The organism is Paenibacillus urinalis, from assembly GCF_028747985.1.
In the GTDB taxonomy this organism is placed as follows: domain Bacteria; phylum Bacillota; class Bacilli; order Paenibacillales; family Paenibacillaceae; genus Paenibacillus; species Paenibacillus urinalis.
Genome location: NZ_CP118108.1, coordinates 938422 through 959131 on the forward strand (window position 1 = coordinate 938422; position 20710 = coordinate 959131).

17 protein-coding genes are annotated in these 20710 nt (G+C 46.6%); 15 read left to right on the forward strand and 2 right to left on the reverse strand.

The features are described 5' to 3' along the window. Nucleotides 1-86: 86 nt before the first annotated feature. From PUW25_RS04170 to PUW25_RS04200, 7 genes are all read left to right on the forward strand, one after another. Nucleotides 87-956, forward strand: coding sequence for a putative RNA methyltransferase (locus tag PUW25_RS04170; protein ID WP_337999942.1), 870 nt, complete (start codon nucleotides 87-89; stop codon nucleotides 954-956). Nucleotides 957-970: 14 nt separating this feature from the next. Beyond that, nucleotides 971-2362, forward strand: coding sequence for a protoporphyrinogen oxidase (gene hemG, locus PUW25_RS04175; protein ID WP_047912934.1), 1392 nt, complete (start codon nucleotides 971-973; stop codon nucleotides 2360-2362). 217 nt (nucleotides 2363-2579) lie between these two features. Continuing rightward, entirely contained in the window at nucleotides 2580-2735 is a 156-nt protein-coding gene (locus PUW25_RS04180; RefSeq protein WP_076312289.1) for a DUF3934 family protein, read from the forward strand. 172 nt (nucleotides 2736-2907) lie between these two features. Continuing rightward, nucleotides 2908-3141 carry a YvrJ family protein gene (locus PUW25_RS04185; protein WP_047912935.1) on the forward strand — a complete coding sequence of 78 codons (234 nt, stop codon included), beginning with the start codon at nucleotides 2908-2910 and terminating at the stop codon, nucleotides 3139-3141. A 120-nt stretch (nucleotides 3142-3261) separates the two neighbouring features. Continuing rightward, nucleotides 3262-3756 carry a hypothetical protein gene (locus tag PUW25_RS04190; protein ID WP_047912936.1) on the forward strand — a complete coding sequence of 165 codons (495 nt, stop codon included), beginning with the start codon at nucleotides 3262-3264 and terminating at the stop codon, nucleotides 3754-3756. A 115-nt stretch (nucleotides 3757-3871) separates the two neighbouring features. Then, the gene (locus PUW25_RS04195; RefSeq protein WP_177178814.1) at nucleotides 3872-4039 is read left to right on the forward strand and encodes a hypothetical protein; all 168 of its coding nucleotides are present in this window, start codon (nucleotides 3872-3874) and stop codon (nucleotides 4037-4039) included. A gap of 227 nt (nucleotides 4040-4266) precedes the next feature. Further along, a complete protein-coding gene (locus PUW25_RS04200) occupies nucleotides 4267-4800 on the forward strand; it encodes a GNAT family N-acetyltransferase (RefSeq protein ID WP_081872637.1) in 534 nt (177 codons plus the stop codon). Nucleotides 4801-4913: 113 nt separating this feature from the next. Here the strand turns inward: PUW25_RS04200 and PUW25_RS04205 are convergent, their stop codons facing one another. Continuing rightward, complete coding sequence (locus PUW25_RS04205; RefSeq protein WP_047912937.1) at nucleotides 4914-7310, reverse strand: glycoside hydrolase family 16 protein; 2397 nt, start codon at nucleotides 7308-7310, stop codon at nucleotides 4914-4916. Nucleotides 7311-8033: 723 nt separating this feature from the next. Between PUW25_RS04205 and PUW25_RS04210 the strand changes: the two genes are divergently transcribed. The 8 genes from PUW25_RS04210 to PUW25_RS04245 all read left to right on the forward strand — a co-directional run bounded on the left by PUW25_RS04210 (nucleotide 8034) and on the right by PUW25_RS04245 (nucleotide 19482). Then, a complete protein-coding gene (locus tag PUW25_RS04210; RefSeq protein ID WP_274338134.1) occupies nucleotides 8034-8798 on the forward strand; it encodes a MerR family transcriptional regulator in 765 nt (254 codons plus the stop codon). Nucleotides 8799-9733: 935 nt separating this feature from the next. Further along, the gene (locus PUW25_RS04215) at nucleotides 9734-10357 is read left to right on the forward strand and encodes a deoxynucleoside kinase (protein ID WP_047914393.1); all 624 of its coding nucleotides are present in this window, start codon (nucleotides 9734-9736) and stop codon (nucleotides 10355-10357) included. Beyond that, a complete protein-coding gene (locus tag PUW25_RS04220; RefSeq protein WP_274338135.1) occupies nucleotides 10354-11010 on the forward strand; it encodes a deoxynucleoside kinase in 657 nt (218 codons plus the stop codon). Before PUW25_RS04215 ends, PUW25_RS04220 begins: the two co-directional genes overlap by 4 nt. Nucleotides 11011-11286: 276 nt before the next feature. After that, nucleotides 11287-12639, forward strand: coding sequence for a sodium-dependent transporter (locus PUW25_RS04225; protein ID WP_274338136.1), 1353 nt, complete (start codon nucleotides 11287-11289; stop codon nucleotides 12637-12639). 277 nt (nucleotides 12640-12916) lie between these two features. Next, complete coding sequence (locus PUW25_RS04230; protein ID WP_274338527.1) at nucleotides 12917-13993, forward strand: hypothetical protein; 1077 nt, start codon at nucleotides 12917-12919, stop codon at nucleotides 13991-13993. A 15-nt stretch (nucleotides 13994-14008) separates the two neighbouring features. Continuing rightward, nucleotides 14009-14527: a hypothetical protein gene (locus tag PUW25_RS04235; protein ID WP_274338138.1), complete on the forward strand. Its 519-nt coding sequence runs from the start codon at nucleotides 14009-14011 to the stop codon at nucleotides 14525-14527. Nucleotides 14528-14722: 195 nt separating this feature from the next. Then, a complete protein-coding gene (locus PUW25_RS04240; protein ID WP_274338139.1) occupies nucleotides 14723-15121 on the forward strand; it encodes a lamin tail domain-containing protein in 399 nt (132 codons plus the stop codon). Then, nucleotides 15118-19482, forward strand: coding sequence for an S-layer homology domain-containing protein (locus tag PUW25_RS04245; RefSeq protein ID WP_274338140.1), 4365 nt, complete (start codon nucleotides 15118-15120; stop codon nucleotides 19480-19482). The genes PUW25_RS04240 and PUW25_RS04245 overlap by 4 nt, the downstream gene beginning before the upstream one ends. A gap of 151 nt (nucleotides 19483-19633) precedes the next feature. On the opposite strand, the gene PUW25_RS04250 is transcribed toward PUW25_RS04245, so the two are convergent. Further along, nucleotides 19634-20659, reverse strand: a complete 1026-nt coding sequence (locus tag PUW25_RS04250; RefSeq protein WP_274338141.1) for a serine hydrolase domain-containing protein — start codon at nucleotides 20657-20659, stop codon at nucleotides 19634-19636. Between the last annotated feature and the right edge of the window lie 51 nt (nucleotides 20660-20710).

Sequence of the window (20710 nt, forward strand, 5' to 3'; positions counted from 1 at the left end):
TAACAAGCCAGGGGTTTATTTTTCTGTGCCTTTTTCATTCCTACGATAAATGAATGAACGGGGTGTACTACGTGTTGAATTCTCATATGATTCATTTGCTTCGTTGTCCCGTGTGTCACGGAGTAATGGATTTAAAGTCTGGAAAAAGCTTGTTTTGTCCACAAGGACATACTTTTGATATATCGAAATTTGGTTACATTAATCTGCTGCTGCGTGCAGTTAAAACCAAATATGATCGCACGTTATTCCGTGCACGCAAGCAGCTGATCTCCGCTGGCAAGCTTGAACCGCTCATTAAGGCGATCACGGTAGGCATGATAAATCACTTACCGGATCACTTTCTGTACAATAAGGCTTCCGAACCGAATATGCTGCTGGATGCCGGATGTGGCGAAGGGTCATTATTAATCCAGCTTCAGCAGCAGCTTGTCTCCCTGACGAGACATGAATGGTGTGGCGTTGGGCTCGATATTTCTAAGGAAGGAATCTTGCTCGCAGCCAAGGAAGACGCGGATAACCTCTGGTGCGTCGCTGATTTGGCCAGAATGCCGTTTAGGAGCAGCAGCTTTCCTTGTGTTCTGAATATTCTGTCACCGTCAAACTATGAAGAGTTTCACAGACTGCTTACAGATGATGGCATCATCATTAAGGTTATTCCGGGCAGCGGGTATTTGCAGGAGCTGAGAAGCCGATTCTATGAGCATACGGCGCAGCAGGCGTACGATAATATACGTACAATCGAGCATTTTTCCTATCATTATCACATGATTCATGAGGAGAAGGTAAGCTATACGCTTCAGCTTAACACAGAGGAAATGGCTCACTTGGTGCATATGACACCGCTGACCTGGGGAATTGCAGAACATAAGCTGAAGGAAGCTCTCAAGGAGCAGAGCATTACTTTTGAGTATCATATTTTGTATGGAACAAAGAAGAATAACAACTTAAAGATATAGAAGGTGTGATTCCATTGAAGACGGTGGCTATCGTCGGCGGAGGCATTACAGGTCTGTCCTGTGCCTATCATTTGCAAAAAGAAATAAGAACAAGCGGTCAAGAGGTGCGGATTGTCTTGTTAGAGGCAGAATCTGCGCTGGGCGGGAAGATCAGCACCGTGCACGATGGAGAGTTTACGATGGAGACGGGAGCCGATTCCATTGTAACGCGCAAGAAGAATACGTTCCAATACGTTGAGCAGCTTGGGCTGACCGATCGAATCGTTTATAACGAGACAGGGACTTCTTTTGTCCACAGTGATGGGGAGCTGAAGCAGATTCCGGATGACTCCATGTTCGGGATACCGATGAGTATCGAATCTCTGGCCAGCACGACGCTAGTGTCAGCCGAAGGAAAGGTCGAAGCTCTCAAGGATTTTTACACGCCGAATGACCGGTTTACGAAAAATGATTCCCTTGGTGAATTTCTTGAAGCTTTTCTCGGCAAGGAATTTGTAGAGAAGCAGATTGCACCTGTTATATCCGGGGTATATTCGGGCAATATATATGACCTTACGCTGGCTTCGACACTGTCCTATCTCCTGGACTACAAGAACGAATATGGAAGTCTAATTCGTGGATTGTCCGAGCAGCGAGGCAAGCTGAAGTCCTCTGGAGAGAAGAAGTTTCTCTCCTTTGCCGGAGGAATGTCGGATCTCATTGAGGCGTTTGAGAGGGAGCTCTCGGAGGTGGATATTCGCACAGCTACATCCGTTACCCGCATTGAGCCTGTGAATGGAAAGTATACGCTGAGTCTGTCGATCGATGATGTATTAGAAGCCGATTATGTCGTGCTCAGCGTTCCTCATACCGCAGCGGGAAGCATGCTGGCTAAGCCTGAGCTTACGGAGGATTTTGACCAGCTGAAGAGCAGCTCCTTGATCAGCGTCTATTTGGGCTTTGATGTGCCGGACAGTGAGCTGCCGGCTAACGGGACGGGGTTCATCACGACGGATGCGAGTGACCTGAAGTGCAATGCTTGTACATGGACAAGCCGAAAGTGGAAGCATACCTCGGATCACAGCCGTCTGCTGGTCAGACTTTTTTATAAAAGCACGAAGCCGGTATATGACTCTCTTCTTCCGTTATCCGAGGAGGAGCTCATCGAAGTTGCGCTGACGGACATTCGCGAGGCAATGGGAATTTCGGCGAAGCCGATCACACATCACGTCCGCAAATGGCATGAGCAAATGCCGAATTACCATATGAAGCATCATGAGCTGGTTCAGTCGCTGGAGCATAATATGGCACTTTATTTCCCGGGAATTTGGCTTGCGGGCTGTTCCTACTATGGAGTAGGGATTCCAGATTGTATGCTGAACGGCGAGAAGACAGCTGCACAAGTCATGGAACAGTTGCTCTCTTAAGCAAGTTACTGATTTAATATCGGTGTGTGCCACTATATTTAAGGAGAGATCATTATGCTGGGTATATCCGTTGCAAGAACAGGAGATCAGCTCGTCATTCGCTGGCAATTTACACGGATTGCAATTTCTATGGATACTGTACATCGAGCTCTCATTCCTGTATAGTGTTAGGCTAACCCATAAGTATGGAAATGAATATAAAGTGGTGAAGGACAGCATGGCAAAAGGTAAAGGCGGAACAGGCAGAGGGACAGGCAAGAAAGGCTGGAATCGCTGGCAAGCCAGTGAGCGACGCGCCAAGAGTGCACCCAAGCCTTATAAGAGCAAAGGTACTAAGAAATCTTCGGATACAGCTTCCGAAGGTCAGAAATAAAGCAAGCTTAAGAATTACAGGATATAGAGAGATCCAATCAGACCGTCCGGCAGAAATTCCGGGCGGTTCTTTGTGTTGAGCTCAGCTAAGAACGGTTTTTTACGAAAATACGGATCGTGGTTGTAAAATGGCTGATTCCATTACCTTTCCATATATAAGGGAGGGATTTACAATGGAGTTAATCAATCTGGAAGAAATCATTTATCTGGTGACGAATATCGGCTTTCCTATGGCGGTTTGTGTCATTTTGCTTCGGTATATTCTGAGCACGATTGGGACGCGTTTAGATAAGCTGGACAATTCCATAACCCGGCTGACAAAGACGGTTCGGGATCTGGATGCCGAAGCCAGAGCAGCGACGGCCAGTCAAGCAATGAAGTCAGATCGGGACAAAGAGGGTGGATAATTTCGCTCAACTATTTTCCTCTTGATACGGGTAGTTAAGAGCAGTAACTATTGCTGAATCGATATGGAATTCCTTCGCATAACAAACAAATTTCATTCAAGAAATGGAGTATTTACAACTATGAATCGTCTAACTAAACTTATGCTGTTTACCGTTTTAGCAGGCTTGCTGACTGCAGGCTGCTCAGAACCAGCCGTAGTCAAAGAAGCTGCACCGAAATTAAACAAAGTCTATTATCTCTTGGATGACGCAGATTCTTCCATATCTGAAGAGATACCAGAAAGAGATCAGATGCATATGGAATATTCTCACTATAATGATGTGGGACGCGAGGTTCAGATCACTGCCGAGATTACAAATAAGCCAAGTTATCAAGTTCAGTTTGTCATGTCTAATGAGGCAGATGAGGTCTTCACTGAACCTGAGGTCAGCTTGGCCAGCAGTAATGAAGAGACAAGCACTTATGAAGTGAGATTCGAAGTGAAAGAAGATTATTTCGCAGCGCATCCTGATGTGGAAGTGGTGTATGATACGGCCTGGGAACAGTCCAAGGATGATCAGAAATTTATCATTTTAAAATCACAAACTTCGATTTCCTCGGCAGACGTATATTAACACTGTTTATGATGCAAATCACGTTAATCGTCAGATATAGCGTTTCGTTTTCCCCGCAGAGGGTAAATTTCAAGCAAGACACGATGAAATTGATCCTATAAGGAGGAAGTTACACATGTCTAAAAAAAGAGGAATTATTATGACCGCGATTGGCGCTGGTGTCACTTACTTGATGAGGAATAAAAAAGCGAGAGATAAGCTGTTTACATCCGTCTCCAGTATGATGAGAAGCTCGCGATCATCACATGGAGGCAAAAAAGTACCGCGCGTAGACTTGAAATAGTTTAGAGCATACCCAGTCACTTATCAGCAGGGATGCCTGCTAGACAGCCACTCAGTTTTCATTTGATCGTCACATCACATGAAGGGAAAAGTCCAGGCCAGCAGGCCCGGGCTTTTCCTTTTTTGTGTCCAGTTTGAATTAGCTTGAGGTTCAATGCTAGACTGAAAAAAGCAGCATCGCTTTTGCAGCATCATTTTAGCAGATTGTGACATAAGGAAGTGAGAGAATTGATACAAATCGAAACATTTGATCAGATATATCGCATTATGGAGGATTCTTTTCCGATTATCGAATTCCGCAGTTATGAAGGGCAGAAGAAGCTGCTGTCTAATCCGTATTATCGTCTGCTGACACAAGAGGATGAGCAGGGGGAGGCCATTGCTTTTCTCGCCAGCTGGGAATTCGAGAGCTTTCGGTTTGTCGAGCATATCGCGGTTTCTCCGGTTATTCGAGGAGGAGGCAGAGGCAGACAGTTAATGGAACAGTTCATGAAGGAATCATCTCTGCCCGTCATTCTGGAAGTCGAGCCTCCCGAAGATGAGCTGAAGCGAAGAAGAATTGGCTTCTATGAACGGCTCGGTTTTCAACTAGGAGATTACAACTATGTACAGCCGCCGCTGCGTGAAGACCAGCCGGAACTGCCGCTATACATCATGAGCTATCCTCAGCGACTGACAGAAACAGAGTTTCATTCGTATAAGGAACAGCTGTACAAGGAAGTATACGGCGTTACAATAGATGAGCCGACTTCATTTAGTTAACAGAAGCTACAGTTGGTTAATCCGATAAAATACAGTGAAAGAAGCAGGTGATGCTGTACCTGCTTCTTTCTCTTGAGCTATAGAGATACTGTAACTTGCCTATAATCAATGTATTACTCAGGCACACCTTGGGTAACCCCATGGGTGTAAGTGAGCCAAGGCGTATCTAACGCCCCTCCACCGGGATTATAGGTGAAGAAGTACTCAACCGTATCACCTTGCTGGAGGTTATTTACGGTGTAGGTGTAATTCCCATTCCCTGTGGAGCTCATAGCGACGTTCAATTGACCACCGTTGTTCACCTTATAGTGTAAATCCGCAAATGTTGCACCATTCACATAGAACTGCAAATCATCTCCTAGGATTTTCAGCCCCTTAACCTCATCTCCAACGACAGAGATCGGTTCGGGTTCAGTAGGGTCTGTTGGGTCCGTAGGGTCCGGATTCGAGCTGCCTTCCTTGTAGACTCGGACATAATCTACCTGCATGGAGGCAGGAATATCGCCGGGATTCGGTGTCTGTCCACCGTCAAAGCTTCCGCCAACCGCAAGATTCATAATGAGATAGAAAGGCTCATCGAATGGTGCATTCGGATTGTCCGGTGCAGCAGTGGAGTACCACTGCTCTCTGGTCACTTTGAAGAAGAACTTGCCGTCCACATACCATTTAATGTTGTCTTCTTCCCATACGACAGAATACACGTGATAATCATTTGCGAAGGTCTGGCCTTCCGGGAAGTGATACTCTCCTGAGAGATGCCGGTTGGCTGGCCATTGTCCGCCAAAATGCACAGCGCCGCTGGTTGAGCCTGGCAAGCGTCCTCTGGCTTCCATAACATCGATCTCACCGGATGATGCCCATACCCCATAAGGACTGTTCTCTGGGAGCATCCACAAGGCTGGCCAGATTCCGTTGCCTGTCGGCAGCTTCGCACGGAAATCCACTCTGCCATATTCGAGAGAGAACTTATTCTTTGTATTTATCTTACCGGATGAGTATTGTGCATACCGACTTGGGTCTTGTGGGAAGGATTTTGGCTCGTTCAAGGCTTTGATGTTAAGATTTCCATCTTGAACAAAGACATTCTGTGTACTATTCGTGTAATGCTGCAGCTCGGAGTTACCCCAGCCCCAGGTGTTCGGGTCATCATTAAGATAATATCCTGTTTCATAGCTCCACTTGCTGGTATCGAGTGCGGATCCATTAAATTCATCTCGCCAGATGAGATTCATGCCTTGAATGTCGGGATTGCTTGGCGAGCCAATTGCGATATCTTCTTGATCTGTTACATCTGGACGCGGTGCATCGGGATTGCCAATAAAGGTATAAACCACGTAATTATTGCCGATATTGCCGCCTTTCTGACCGTTCAGCGGGTAGCCGATTCGAATCTGCATGTCCTCCTGGATGGGCTGAAACCATAGGCCGTAGATGTGATCTGCCCAATAGCCCCACTGATTGGCGTCTGACATGTTGTTATATCCGCTCGAAGCGTAAGTAAACCCGCTCTGACTAGATTGATCCAGGTTTATCCATACTCCGCCAACGTTGATCTGGTATACAAAATTACCGAGCTCGGTTCCTACAGCAGCGCCCCCATCGATTTTGGGAAGAGGAATACCAATGGCGCCGCTCTCATCTGCTGTAAAGGTTGTTCCTTCATAAGGTGTGAGTACATATGAGTTTCTTACCGGCTCATTAAAAGTAATCGTGTAAACAACGTTAGCACCCGACGTTTTAGATTCTAGCTTGACGTGGATTGACTCGGTTACATTGAACCAGAATCCGCCGCCGCCATCGGTAAATTGACCAAAGTTCTGATCGTAGATCCAGCCGCTGGCTGCATTGTTGTCAATATCAATCCACTCTGTGTCATTGACAGGCTTGACGTAGACCTTCAGATCGTCTGCTACGGCTTGATAGGTTACAGCGGGATCATTATTAAAAGTAGGATAGGTAAAGCCTGCACCGCCAGTATATCCTGCCGTGATCTGCGGTCCTTGAGTCGGGGTCATTGCAGTGATAGTTGTTTTGTTGATGTTATTGAACACGAGCGTATATTCCAGCGTAGCTCCTGTTGTCTTGGAGTACAGCTGAAGCTCTGTTGTAGAGGAAAGGGTAAACCAAAAGCCATTGAAGCCGCCATCGCTCCAGTGCCCCCAGTTTTGGTTGTAAGTAAAGCTGTCGATACTATCAATATCAACCCAGCTGCCATTGACCTTTACCTTAACTCCCAAATCTTGAGCAACTTCATTCCATGTAACAGCGCCTCCGTTAAATACCGGCATGACAAAACCATAGCTGGCCTGCCCAACGCCCGAGTTAGTAATGACAGGCCCGTCGGCCGCAGAGAAGTAGGTCATAGAGGTAATTGCAGGATCTGCTTCTTCAGCCGCGTGAACATTCGAGGCGGGCAGCAGGGTGAAGGTAGTGATTAGAATTGTGGTTAAGAATAAACTGAATACGGCGTGCAAAATACTTTTCTCCGTAGCATGACGACGATGCTTCATAAATAACCTCCCTCAAAAAAGTAGATGCTCCCCAGTGGAAAAACCTGTTTGGTAAACGCTTCCAAATGGGGGCGACTTTATTTTATCCAATAACATTTGGGGATGAACAGGTCGCATTTTTTGGATTTCGTCACATTATTTCGGTTTTTCAAGTCTATCAGTGGAATTTTTGGAAGACGAACGACTTTTGTGATAGTAACCGGAGAGAGGCAGCCAAAAATGGAACGTGCGCTTTGATGCATCCTCGAGATACCTACAAAACCACCCAAGTGGAATTTTTGGAAGACGAACGACTTTTGCGATAGCAACCGAGAGAGGCAGCCAAAAATGGAACGTGCGCTTTGAAGCATCTTCGAGATACCTACAAAACCACCCAAGTGGAATTTTTGGATGACGAATGACTTTTGCGATAGCAACCGGAGAGAGGCAGCCAAAAATGGAACGTCCGCTTTGATGCATCTCCGAGATACCTACAAAACCACCCAAGTGGAATTTTTGGAAGACGAACGACTTTTGCGATAGCAACCGGAGAGAGGCAGCCAAAAATGGAACGTCCGCTTTGATGCATCTCCGAGATACCTACAAAACCACCCAAGTGGAATTTTTGGATGACGAATGACTTTTGCGATAGCAACCGGAGAGAGGCAGCCAAAAATGGAACGACTGAAACGCTTGAACCTAACGCAACGTGATGGATTATGATCAGTTCAGGGAGGTGAAGAAATGCTGTACAAAGTGAAAGAAGTGGCAAAATTCACGGGAGTCACGATAAGAACGCTGCATCACTACGACGAGATTGGACTGGTTAAGCCGGATGAAGTCACCGAGTCCGGTCACCGGCTGTATTCAGACGACAATTTGAAACGTCTGCAGCAGGTGCTGTTTTTTCGCGAGATCGGGTTCTCGCTGCAGGAGATCGGACCGATTCTGGATAGGCCGGATTTCGACCGAAGGGGAGCGCTTGCCGCGCATAAAGAGCTGCTCTTGGAACAAAAGAGACGGCTTGAGGAATTGATCGATACCGTCGATCGAACGTTAGAAGAGGAGAATGGGGGAATGACAATGTCAAAGGAAGAGATGTTTAACGGCTTTGATATGAAACCTATTGAAGAGCACAAGGCGAAGTATTCACAGGAAGCGAAGGAGAAGTACGGAGCTGAGATGGTCACGCAGACTGAGCGCAGAACAGATGCCTACACGGAGCAGGACTGGGCGAGAATTCACGCCAGAAATAAAGAGATTAACGACAAGATTGAAGGCGCGATGGATCTGGGGCCGGCAAATGCTCAAGTACAGGAGGGGGTTGCTGAGCTTCGTCAGGAGATTACAAACAACTACTACGACTGTACACCCGAGATTTTTCGTGGCCTGGCCGACCTGTATGTGGAGGATTCAAGATTTACGAAAAATATTGAAAAAGGGAGAACTCCAGGATACGCTGCATTCCTTAGAGAAGCGATGATCATTTACTGTGATAGCTTAAAGTAAGGGAAGAGAACTAAGAAATTAAAAAAATATGACTAAAGAGCTGTTTTGATACTTCTGGTAGGTATCAGAGCAGCTCTTTTGCATCCTCGAGATACCTACAAAACCACCTAAGTGGAATTTTTGGATGACGAACGACTTTTGCGTGAGCAACCGGAGAGAGGCAGTCAAAAATGAAACGCCCGCTTTGATGCATCCTCGAGATACCCACAAAACCACCTAAGTGGAATTTTTGGATGACGAACGACTTTTGCGTGAGCAACCGGAGAGAGGCAGTCAAAAATGAAACGCCCGCTTTGATGCATCCTCGAGATACCTACCAAACCACCTAAGTGGAATTTTTGGATGACGAACGACTTTTGCGTGAGCAACCGGAGAGAGACAGCCAAAAATGAAACGCCCGCTTTGATGCATCCTCGAGATACCCACAAAACCATCTAAGTGGAATTTTTGGATGACGAACGACTTTTGCGTGAGCAACCGGAGAGAGACAGCCAAAAATGGAACGCCCGCTTTGATCCTCCCTCGAGATACCCACAAAACCACCCAAGTGGAATTTTTGGATGACGAACGACTTTTGCGTGAGCAACCGGAGAGAGGCAGTCAAAAATGAAACGCCCGCTTTGATGCATCCTCGAGATACCCACAAAACCACCCAAGTGGAATTTTTGGATGACGAACGACTTTTGCGTGAGCAACCGGAGAGAGACAGCCAAAAATGGAACGCCCGCTTTGATCCTCCCTCGAGATACCCACAAAACCACCCAAGTGGAATTTTTGGATGACGAACGACTTTTGCGTGAGCAACCGGAGAGAGACAGCCAAAAATTGAACGTTTAATAGTTCCTGATTTTAGTGCTCTCACGCGGACCTCAACTTGTGATACAATAAACTGTCTATAAATGATTAATCGGCATGATAACTACAGGAGGATTCACATGAGCACAGGTTCCTTTATCGCTGTTGAGGGCCCGATCGGGGCTGGTAAAACGACGCTGTCCACAATGCTGTCACAGGAGCTGAATATTCCGCTGCTGAAGGAGATTGTGGAGGAGAATCCGTTTCTCGGCAAGTTCTATGACAACATTGAAGAGTGGAGCTTTCAGCTGGAAATGTTCTTCTTATGCAATCGTTATAAGCAGCTGGAAGATACGACAACGAAATATATTCAGCATGGTCAGCAGGTCATATCCGACTACCATATCTACAAAAATCTGATCTTTGCCCAGCGTACGCTCTCCGGTGTGAAATGGGAAAAGTATCGTCAAATTTATCACATTCTTACAGGTGATCTTCCGAAACCGGATTTGATTATATATATTAGGGCTGATCTTCAGACACTCTTGAAGCGTATCCAAATGCGGGGAAGGTCGTTTGAGCAAAATATGGATACCGCCTATTTAGAGCAGCTGATTATTGACTATGATCATGCAATGGCATCCCTTGCTGAGAGTGAGCCTGATACCAAAATTATTACGATCGACGGGAATCAGATTGATTTTGTAACGCATCGCGAGCAATTTGACCTGATTGTGTCCGAAGTAAAGGAGTATATTAAATGAGTGAAATACAAATTCCGGCTAACGCCTTAATTACGGTTGCAGGAACAGTAGGTGTGGGTAAATCGACCCTTACCGCTGCGCTTGCAGAGCGGCTCGGATTCAAGACATCCTTGGAGAAGGTCGATCACAATCCTTATCTGGAGAAGTTCTATCATGACTTTGAAAGATGGAGCTTCCATCTTCAGATTTATTTTCTGGCTGAACGTTTTAAAGAGCAGAAAAGTATATTTGAAGCTGGTGGCGGATATGTTCAGGACCGTTCCATATATGAGGACACCGGAATATTTGCACAAATGCATGCAGACAAAGGCACAATGAGCGAGACAGATTTTGAGACGTATTCCAGCCTGTTTGAGGCAATGGTCATGACACCCTATTTTCCTCATCCGGACATTCTCATCTATCTGGAAGGCAGTCTGCCTTCGATATTAAATCGAATTAAAGAGCGCGGTCGGGAGATGGAAATTCAGACTGATCCGGCATATTGGGAAGAGATGCATGAGCGCTATGCAAAATGGATTGGCGGCTTTACCGCCTGCCCTGTGCTTAGGCTGAACATTGATGAGTACGATGTGCATGATCCGGCTTCCTTGGACAGTATTCTGAAAGAAGTAGAGCAGATTATTCAAACTTCGAGGAGCGTTCAGCAATAGATTGATTAGGATGCTTGAATATAGGTAAGCGAACTTGTGCACTATTAAATATAAATGAATAAAAGGCGTATTTAGTCGTATCTTTGTCAGTAAAGCATGGTTTTAACGGATATTTGTGAATTTCACTAGATATTTAAATAGGTCTACGGACTTATAACTTGCTATTACTAACATTTTTATGTATACGGATGTTCATCTATCTTGTATAATATCAAAAAATTTAGAAAAAAGAGTCTTAATATAGTAAGGCTTTCTTCAAGAGAGATGGAGGACATCATGGTACCAAAACAGACGAATCAGTTGGATACACCGGGTACAAAAGAGCGATTTTCTTCAACAGGCTTTATTTTGGCCGCAATCGGCAGTGCAGTAGGACTGGGTAATATGTGGAAGTTTCCTTATATTACAGGTCAGTATGGCGGTGGAGCCTTCTTCCTGCTCTTTATTGCTTGTCTGCTCGTTGTAGGCTTGCCTGTATTGCTCGCGGAGCTTGCGATTGGACGTGCAGGACGCGGCAGTGCATCTTCTTCCTTTGTCAAAGCTGGCGGAGGAAAAATTTGGGGCGTATTCGGGCTATTATCCGTAATTGCGCCATTCGTTATTATGACATTCTATTCACTCGTCGCAGGCTGGACGCTTCACTATGCTGTGCTGTCCTTCAGTGGACAACTGTTTAACAATAGCGATTTTGGTGGACAGTTCAGTTCCTTCACGGGCGGTTATATGCCGATCGTATGGGGAGCTATCGTGGCTGTAATTACGGGCTTCGTTGTCGTCAAAGGAATCTCCGGCGGGATCGAGAAATTTAACAAGGTTCTCATTCCAGGTATGCTGGTACTGCTCGTCATCCTTATGATTCGATCCATTACGCTGCCGGGCGGTATGGAGGGAGTGTCCTTCTTCCTGTCACCGGATTTCTCGAAGCTGACACCGGAATCAGCGCTCGTCGCGCTTGGGCATGCTTTCTTCTCCCTGTCACTCGGGATGGGAACAATGATTACCTACGGTGCCTTTGTCAACCGTCAACAGTCGCTCGGATCAGCAACTATGGCTGTCGGGGCAGGGGATATGCTGTACGCACTCATTGCCGGTTTGATTATTTTCCCAACGACATTTGCCTTTAATATTCCTGCGGATTCAGGACCAGGTCTTGTCTTTGTTGCTCTACCCGCGGCATTCTCCGCGATGCCGCTTGGCTGGTTGTTCGGGGGATTGTTCTTCGTCCTTCTCGGAATTGCAGCATTGACTTCTCTCGTATCTCTGCTTCAAGTGCCCGTTTCATATGCAATGGAGAAATGGAACTTGCGCCGCAGTACAGCGGTATGGATCATGGCTGGTCTAGTATTCCTGTTAAGTATTCCGTCCGCTTTATCCATGGGCCTTATGCCAGATCTTAAGATAAACAATATGCCAGTGTTTGACTTTGTTGATTTTGTAGCCTCTAACTGGTTCCTGCCGCTGAGTGGACTTGTTGTAACTCTGTTCGCGGGATACTTCTGGAAGAACGTTGCAGAAGAAGCAGGACTTACGCAGAAATGGTTCCGTATATGGCTGTTCATGCTTCGCTATATCGCACCTATTCTGGTGTTGTTCGTCTTCCTGTACTCAGCACAGATTATTAAATTGTAATACGGACGTATCAACATTCTGGAGATCATACTTTACGTAGAACCTCTTTCGCTGTAATGGCGAAGGAGGTTTTTTTATTTTGAATAAGGATACAGGGTTAAACTGTTAAAAATTACAATGTGAATATACAGGAGGATAGAACAAATTTCGACAATCATTTGCCTAATCATCTGTTATATTGGTATGAAAGTTAATTTTTGCAGAAATGTGCATCTGTGTGCATTTGTATATATCTATATGTATCTAGAAGATTCAAAAGAGAGGGGCTCAAACGTTAATGCGTTTGGAGAAAAAAGAAATATGGTTCATCTCCATCATCCTGATGCTGATCATAGCCTTGATGATGATACTGATTAATATATGGAGCTCGGAGCAGCAGAATGCTGCTGAAGATCAGAGCCTGCCTGCAGCACAGAATGAAGAAGACTCAGGTATGGTTTTGGAGCCAGTAGAAGAATTGACGAAGCAAGAGGAAAGTGCTGATGCTTCTGAGAGTGAAGGTAACCTTAAATCCATGAATCCTCATTTTCCTGAAGATCTGCCTTTTCCTATTGAGAAGACAGAAGGTTATCTCGGGGATCAATTCCCGCTGGACAAGATGTCAGTGAAGAGAATCAGTATTATGGTCAGCTTGGATAACGGGGTTAGAGGATACACGGTCTCGCCGCAGAGCTATCGCGTTCTGGTGCAGGGGCTGACTAGCCTCAATTTATCGACAGCGAAGACAGAGATGGATTCCTCGGCTGTCGCTTCTGACGTGTATATTCGCTTCAATCTCGATAATGAGATGTATTTTATTAAGTACAATCTGGATTCAAATACAGTAGAACTGAATGGTCAGCATTTCTATGCTTCTCGCAATCTGATGAGCTATCTTCATTTATTTTGCAGACCGGGTACGCTGCTCGGTATGTTCGGTGATATGAGGGGGATGGATGTAAGTGCAGAGGATGCGCCTGCGCCACGGGAAGATTTGACACGGGTCTACGACCCGGAACGGTTCAAGATCCAAGAGAAAAATTTCGCGGAATGGAGCCGTTATATCAGCAGCAACGCCGATTATAAAGAAGCTTACCGGTACTATTCTGTCGGTGATAATCAAATGAAGACCGTTCGTATTCATGAAGAAGATGGTATCCTGTCAACCCCGTCAACGATTCTTTTTACGAAGAATAACGTCTCGTCCGCAGATGGCATCAGCATAGGGATGAGTGAGAAGGAGGTGCTCAGCATGCTGGGCAGCCCTCATCTTTCGCAGGGTAACAAGTGGAGTTATACTATAAATGATGATCTTAAGTTTAATTTGTATTTTACTGAAGAGAATCTAAGATATATAACGCTGACCGGCGAATGAAAGGGTAAATAGGATATGTTCGATCCCACTATATTTGATAATTTAAAAGTAGCGCTCGAGAATGAGCTGTATGATCTGGACAATCTGGATAAAGCCATTCACATTACGAATCGAATCGATCGGCTGGAGATGTCGACGATGTCGCGTGTGTTCATGCTTCGGTTTGAGCTGACAGGGGAGAAGCGGGTATCTGCTGAGATTGAGCTTACGGCATCTATGCAGGAGCTGGCTGCTGAAATTTTGGAGTTGTCCGGTGAGAATCCTGGCTGTGTGCTGTGTCTTCGATATATTATGCAGATGAAGGATACGGTCTTGTGCAGTGAGGTAGAACGGATTATGGCAGAGATGTGGCCTGAGCAAAAAACCGTGCAGCAGATCAGCTATGTATATGGCTCGGAAGCAATGATGACAAATACCGTCGAAATTAATTTCAACCGTAAAATTAATGAGAATCATATGCGTGATCTTCCGGAATTGGTGCGGTATATGATGGAAGCAGCGAAGAGGCTTGGGGAGGTCATGGAGCTGCAGTAAAACGAATAGGATCGATTCACATCAAGGTGGGAACGTACGTTACGTATGAGTTCCTGCCTTTTTTTTCACTATTTTACAAGATTGCGCAATATCCCCGCATTTCTCCACACATTTTGCGTTTAGAATGATTCCTGACACTTGATCCATAGCTATTCATACATACTACATATTTTAACAAGATAGGAGAGATTGCCAATGAGCAAACGGACAAGGCGTCCACTGCAACGATGGAGCTTAGTACTCGTTATAACGATCTTAGCGGGTCTTTGGACTCCATCCATGTCTAGCCGTACGGCGTATGCATCCCCTGAAGGGGATCAGATCGTCATCAGTCAGGTATATGGAGGGGGAGGGAACTCTGGTGCAACCTACATGCATGACTTTATTGAACTCTATAATCCGACCGAAGAAGCTGTAGATCTTACAGGGTATACCGTAAAGTATGCCGGTGCAACAGGCGTTTTTGTGACAAGTAATACGACCGAGCTGAATGGAGCTATTCCTCCCAACTCGTATTATCTGATCCAGCAGGCCCAAGGAAGCGGCGGGACGCTGCTCTTCCAACACCTGATCAGACAGGAAGCATCAACATGAGCGGTACAAATGGCAAGGCAGGTCTGTTTCATGGCGAAGAACTCATAGACCTCATCGGTTATGGAAGTGCCAATGAATATGAGGGAAGTGCCGCTGCCCCAGGCTTGGGCAATTCAACCGCAGCTGTTCGTCTAACAGCACCTGGAGCAGATTCTAGCAGCAGGGGACTGGATACGGACAACAATGCGACGGACTTTGCCGCTGTATCCCCAGATCCACGAAACTCCTCCTATGGACAGCCTGAAACGAAGACCGCAGCGGTGACCCTGAGTCCCGAACAGGGCGCTTATCCACAGGGAACGGAGATTCACTTGAGCTCTCCGACGGCAGGGGCTTCTGTATACGCCGATGTATATGGTCTGGGTGGAGACAGCGGCGGCTACGAGCTGGTCAATGGTCCGATTGTACTCAATGAACCTCTGACGATCCATACTTACGCAGAGAAGGATGGACTGGAGCGTAGTGAGACTTCGATTTATACTTACGATCTGCTTCCCCAAATGACCATTGCCGAGGCAAGACTCGCTGCTCAAGGCGAGCAGGTCATGGTATCTGGAATGGTTACTCATGTGAATGGCAGCAAGATGTACGTGCAGGATGAGACGGCTGCCATTGTCTTGTATGGCTTTCCTAGCTTTGCACAAGCAGGAGATCGGGTCCGTGTCAGCGGAGTCATGGATATCTATAACAATCTGCAGGAGATAGCACCTTCAGACGCACTTCCTTATACCTTGGTAGAGTCCAATGCAGGAGTGCCTTCCCCGGTTCAGGTGACAGGGGCAGATCTCGCTGCAGATTCAGGTGAGCAGCATGAGGCGAAGCTTGTATATTTGGATAACGTGTATATACGCGAGAAGTCAGGCAGCAGCTGGATTGCTGAACAGGGCGGAAACGAATTCACTATTTATTCGAATCTGCCAGGGATTGCTGCCGGCAAGTCTTTTGATAAGATCATTGGTGTCATCGAGCAGTACAGAGACGTCTATCAGCTTCTTCCGCTGAATGATGAGTCTTTGATTGAAGAGCTATTGTCGGTGAATGCCAGTCCGTCAGAGGGCAAGATTGTGATAGGTCAGCAGGTTGCTCTGTCTTCACCTACAGCGGGCGCAGATATATATTACACTCTTGACGGCAGTGATCCGACGACATTAAGCACGCTCTATGAAGAGCCAATTACGATCTATGTCGATACGGTAATCAAAGCCATGGCTGTATCAGACAGTGACACCAGTGAAGTGTATACCTTCTCCTATGAAGCTACCGAACAGCCGCGCATTCATGATATCCAGGGAGCAGGGCATATCTCTCCTTATCTTGATCAGCAGGTAAGTCATATTGAGGGCGTTGTCACTCAATTAGGATACCGATTCAGCGATGGAAGCTATCAAGGGTTCTATATTCAGGACTTGGAGCCGGATGAAGATCCGAATACTTCTGAGAGTATTTATGTTTATAGTACTGATCTCGACTTGAAGCCAGAGGTTAACGATATTGTAACGATCAGCGGTACAGTCGCAGAGTACAACGAAGGAAGCAGTAGTAATCTAACAACGACACAAATTGTACCGACCTCCATTATAAAAATGGGAGAGGCTGAGGAACTACCAGCTCCAATCCTACTCGGCAAGAATGGCCGGATCATACCTTCCGAGGTGATTGATAATGACGGGTTCACTGTCTTTGATCCAGAAGAGGATGCGATCGACTTCTACGAATCGCTGGAAGGCATGAGGGTTCGCTTAGAGTCCCCGACGGTTATCAGCCGAGCGTGGACAAGCAGCCAGATCATGAACATTCCAACTCGTATTGATAATGGAGAAGAGGAAGTGCTTACGCCGGCTGGCGGTCTTGTTCTGAAGCAGGAGGGTAACCTGAATCCGCAGCGGCTTCTGATTGCTTCAATGGCTGCGAATCAAGATATCCGAACGGGGAGTCAGTTTGCGGGAGATGTAACGGGTGTGATCGGATATAATGCAGGCAACTTCAAGGTGATTCCTGCGAAGGATGCATTACCTGCGCTCCTGCCATCGACTTATGAGCAAGAGATAACGGATATTGAACCTGATCAGGAGCAGCTGATCGTAGCCAGTTATAATATTGAGAACTTCTATCCGGGTGTCGGCAGCAGCAAGATTACGAAGCTTGCAGCATCCATCACTTCGAACATGAAGCAGCCAGATATTATTGGACTGGTAGAAGTGCAGGATGCTAACGGTCAGACAGACAACGGCATCGTTGAAGCGGACGACAGCTATCGGGCACTGATTGACGCCATTATCGCAAATGGTGGACCGGAATATGCATTTACCGACATTGCCCCGGTGAACAATGAGGACGGTGGAGCTCCAGGTGGAAATATTCGGGTAGGCTTTCTCTATAATCCGGAGCGAGTGACCTTGGCAGAGAGTATAGAAGAGCGCAAGGGAGGCTCCACTGAGGCGGTAACTTATGATGCGAATCAGGATCAGCTTAGTGTAAATCCCGGCCGAATCGAGCCTCAGCATGCTGCTTTTCTGGAATCACGGAAGCCGCTTGCGGCCCAGTTTGAATTTCATGGGGAGAAGGTCATCGTGATTGCTAATCATTTCAATTCTAAATCAGGTGACAACGGTCCTTTCGGTAATGTTCAGCCCCCGGTTCTGACTAGTGAAACACAGCGGCACGAAATTGCAGCGGTCGTGAACGGTTTTGTGAAGAACATCATACAGGGGAATGAAGTATTAAATAAAGAAGCGAACGTCATTGTGCTAGGGGACTTAAATGATTTTCAGTTCACGGAGACGGCAGAGATCCTTAGAGGAGATGAGCTGGATAATCTGATCGATACCCTGCCCGCCGGAGAACGTTACACCTACACATATGATGGGAATTCACAGGTGCTTGATCATATACTTGTTAGCAAAAATTTAACGGAGCACACACAGACCGATGTGGTTCATTTGAATGCTGATTTTACAGAAGCAAGCGGAAGAGTGTCTGATCATGATCCTGTCTTGGCTCAGATTGATATTGTGGGAGCAGGAAGTGAAGAAGCGCCGGAGAATCCAAATCCGAATCCGGGTACGAATCCAGACACGGATCCAGTGACTCCGCCTAGCACTGGCACGAAACCGCCTGCTGGGAATCCTGAGCCCGTCGATCCGCCTGAGACAGAAACAGGAACGATAACGGTAGAAGGCGTTCTGAATACGAATAGTGAGATGAACATTGCTGAAAGTGAAGTTACCGGAGAGCAAATTTCAGCAGCACTATCCAGTGTGCAGGATGGAGTGCTGCGTATCAAGCTCGATATGGATGATATGGACTATGATTCTGCACAAATCTCGTTATTACCGGAAGCCATGGACTTGTTGCTGCAGCACAAAGCGAAGCTGACGATTCAGATCGGCGTCTCCTTTGGAAGCTATGAGCTTCCGATGGAAGAGACCGATCTGTCACAGATCAGAGCTGAGCTTGGTGCCGGAGCCGGTGAGTTTGAGCTGAAGTTCGCCTTAACGAAGGATCGGGCTGCAATCCAGCTGGCAAGCTTGAAGGGCTATTCCCCACTGGCTGCTGTCAATTATTCGGTAGCTGCATTCTCTGCAGAGGGGCAGGTCTATGAATTGATCGAGTTTGATCGCTATATAAAAAGAACGATAAATCTAACCCCTTATGAGCTTGATAGATTACAGCATATGGCAGCTGTACGTGCAGAGGACGAAGTCAATGCAGATCGGCTGCAGCCTGTGCCGTTCCAATTGAATGGCAATGAAGTAGAAATATTCAGCCGTTCGAATAGTACCTATCTGCTGCTGGAGCATCCGGTGACCTTCGGAGATATGAACGGTCACTGGGCACGTTCGAATGTGGAGGAGCTGGCCGGCAGGATGATTGTTTCCGGTACAGCGGAAGGCATCTTCGACCCGAATACAGCCATTACTCGAGCAGAATACGCGGCAATGCTGGTTCGGGTACTCGGGTTAGCTGCTACACCGGAAGCGATGATCTACACGGATGTACCGAACAGTGCATGGTATGCACATAGCATACAGGCAGCAGGGAGTGCAGGGCTTATAACTGGCTACTCGGATGGCAGCTATCAGCCGAATAAGCACATTACCCCTGAAGAGATCGCCGTAATGACTTATCGTGCAATGCAGCTCGCAGCCTATGAACCGACTAGCTCTAATCGTACAATAACCTATTTGGACGACACAAGAATTGGTGACTGGGCCAAGGAAGCCGTTGATGAACTGAGCAGACTCGGTGTATTATACGGTGATCGAACAGGTCGTTTGGACCCATCCAGATCAGCAACCAGAGCGGAAAGTGCGGCTGTAATTGACCGGATGCTTGATCTTCTGATCTATAATCAAAATTAATACCTATCCATATATAATAAATGAGAGGACAGCGCGATTCGTGCTGTCCTCTTCATCATGGAACGGATTAGAGTATACTGGAAAAATGTGTAGTGTATCATTGTTTCAGACGTGTCCTCTCTCCATTCTTGCAGAGAGGCATCCCGCTTGTTTATTTTACCCTCCTTAGCAGCTCCATTCCGATGTGGGTTGGATTCATTGCGAAGGAGGAGGTGCGCTTGTTAGACAGCACGACAACCCCGATCTCCTGTTCAGGAAGGAAGCCCATAAAGCTCATATAGCCATGAGTACCGCCATTATGCCAAATGAGGTTATCTTTAAGCTGGTGAAACCAGCCGAGTCCGACGCCAAACGTGTCATTTTTTTGAAAGTGTAATTGCTGGGTAATAGAATAGATGCTGGTCATTTCCTTGTCCGGGTGTACGCCCATATGTACGGATAGAAACGTTAACAGATCGCTGATGCTGGACCGGAACGCACCGGTGCCTGGAAAATCCTGAAGTACAAGCTCAGCAGCTCTCCGTCGGCCGGTATATCCGGGAACAAGTCTCTCACGTGCTTCGGAGGAGAGATGGATTGCGGTGTCCGGCATTTGCAGGGGAATTGCAATTCCATCCTGTACGGCCAGCTCATATGTCGTCTGCAGCTCTGTTGCCAGAACATGTCCCAGCAGTCCCATCCCTGCGTTGGAATATTGATATTTAATCCCAGCCTCCTTAGCTGAAATTTTGCGCAAATAAAACGCGGCTTCGGATAAGCTGAATGCAGAATAAGGATCACGGCTGCTCCTGGTATCGAATAAATTTCTGGTTTCCCGCAAAATGCTTCGTGACGGCAGTCCTGAGGTGTGGGTCGCTAGATGCTTAAATGTAACCGGCGAGTCGGGCGGGAGCAGGGGGACATATTGTCCAAGTGATTCGTCGATCGTCAGGAAGCCGTCATAATGCAACTGGGCCAGTAAAGACACTGTGAAGAGCTTGGTAATCGAGCCGATCTCGTAGATCAGTCTGCTATATTCGGACGTAGGATAGGGGCTTAAATCACCGATTCCATATACGCGTCTTTCATTACGATAGACAGTGCCGATCACGAGCACGGCCTCTTTGTGCTTGGCATAGTAGCTTTCCAGACAAGAGTCTATGAAATTCTGAATGGTAAGTGATAGAAAGGGACTCAAGTGGAGCATCGCTCCTTTGGATATATTAGGAATATTGTTTTATTAAGATTA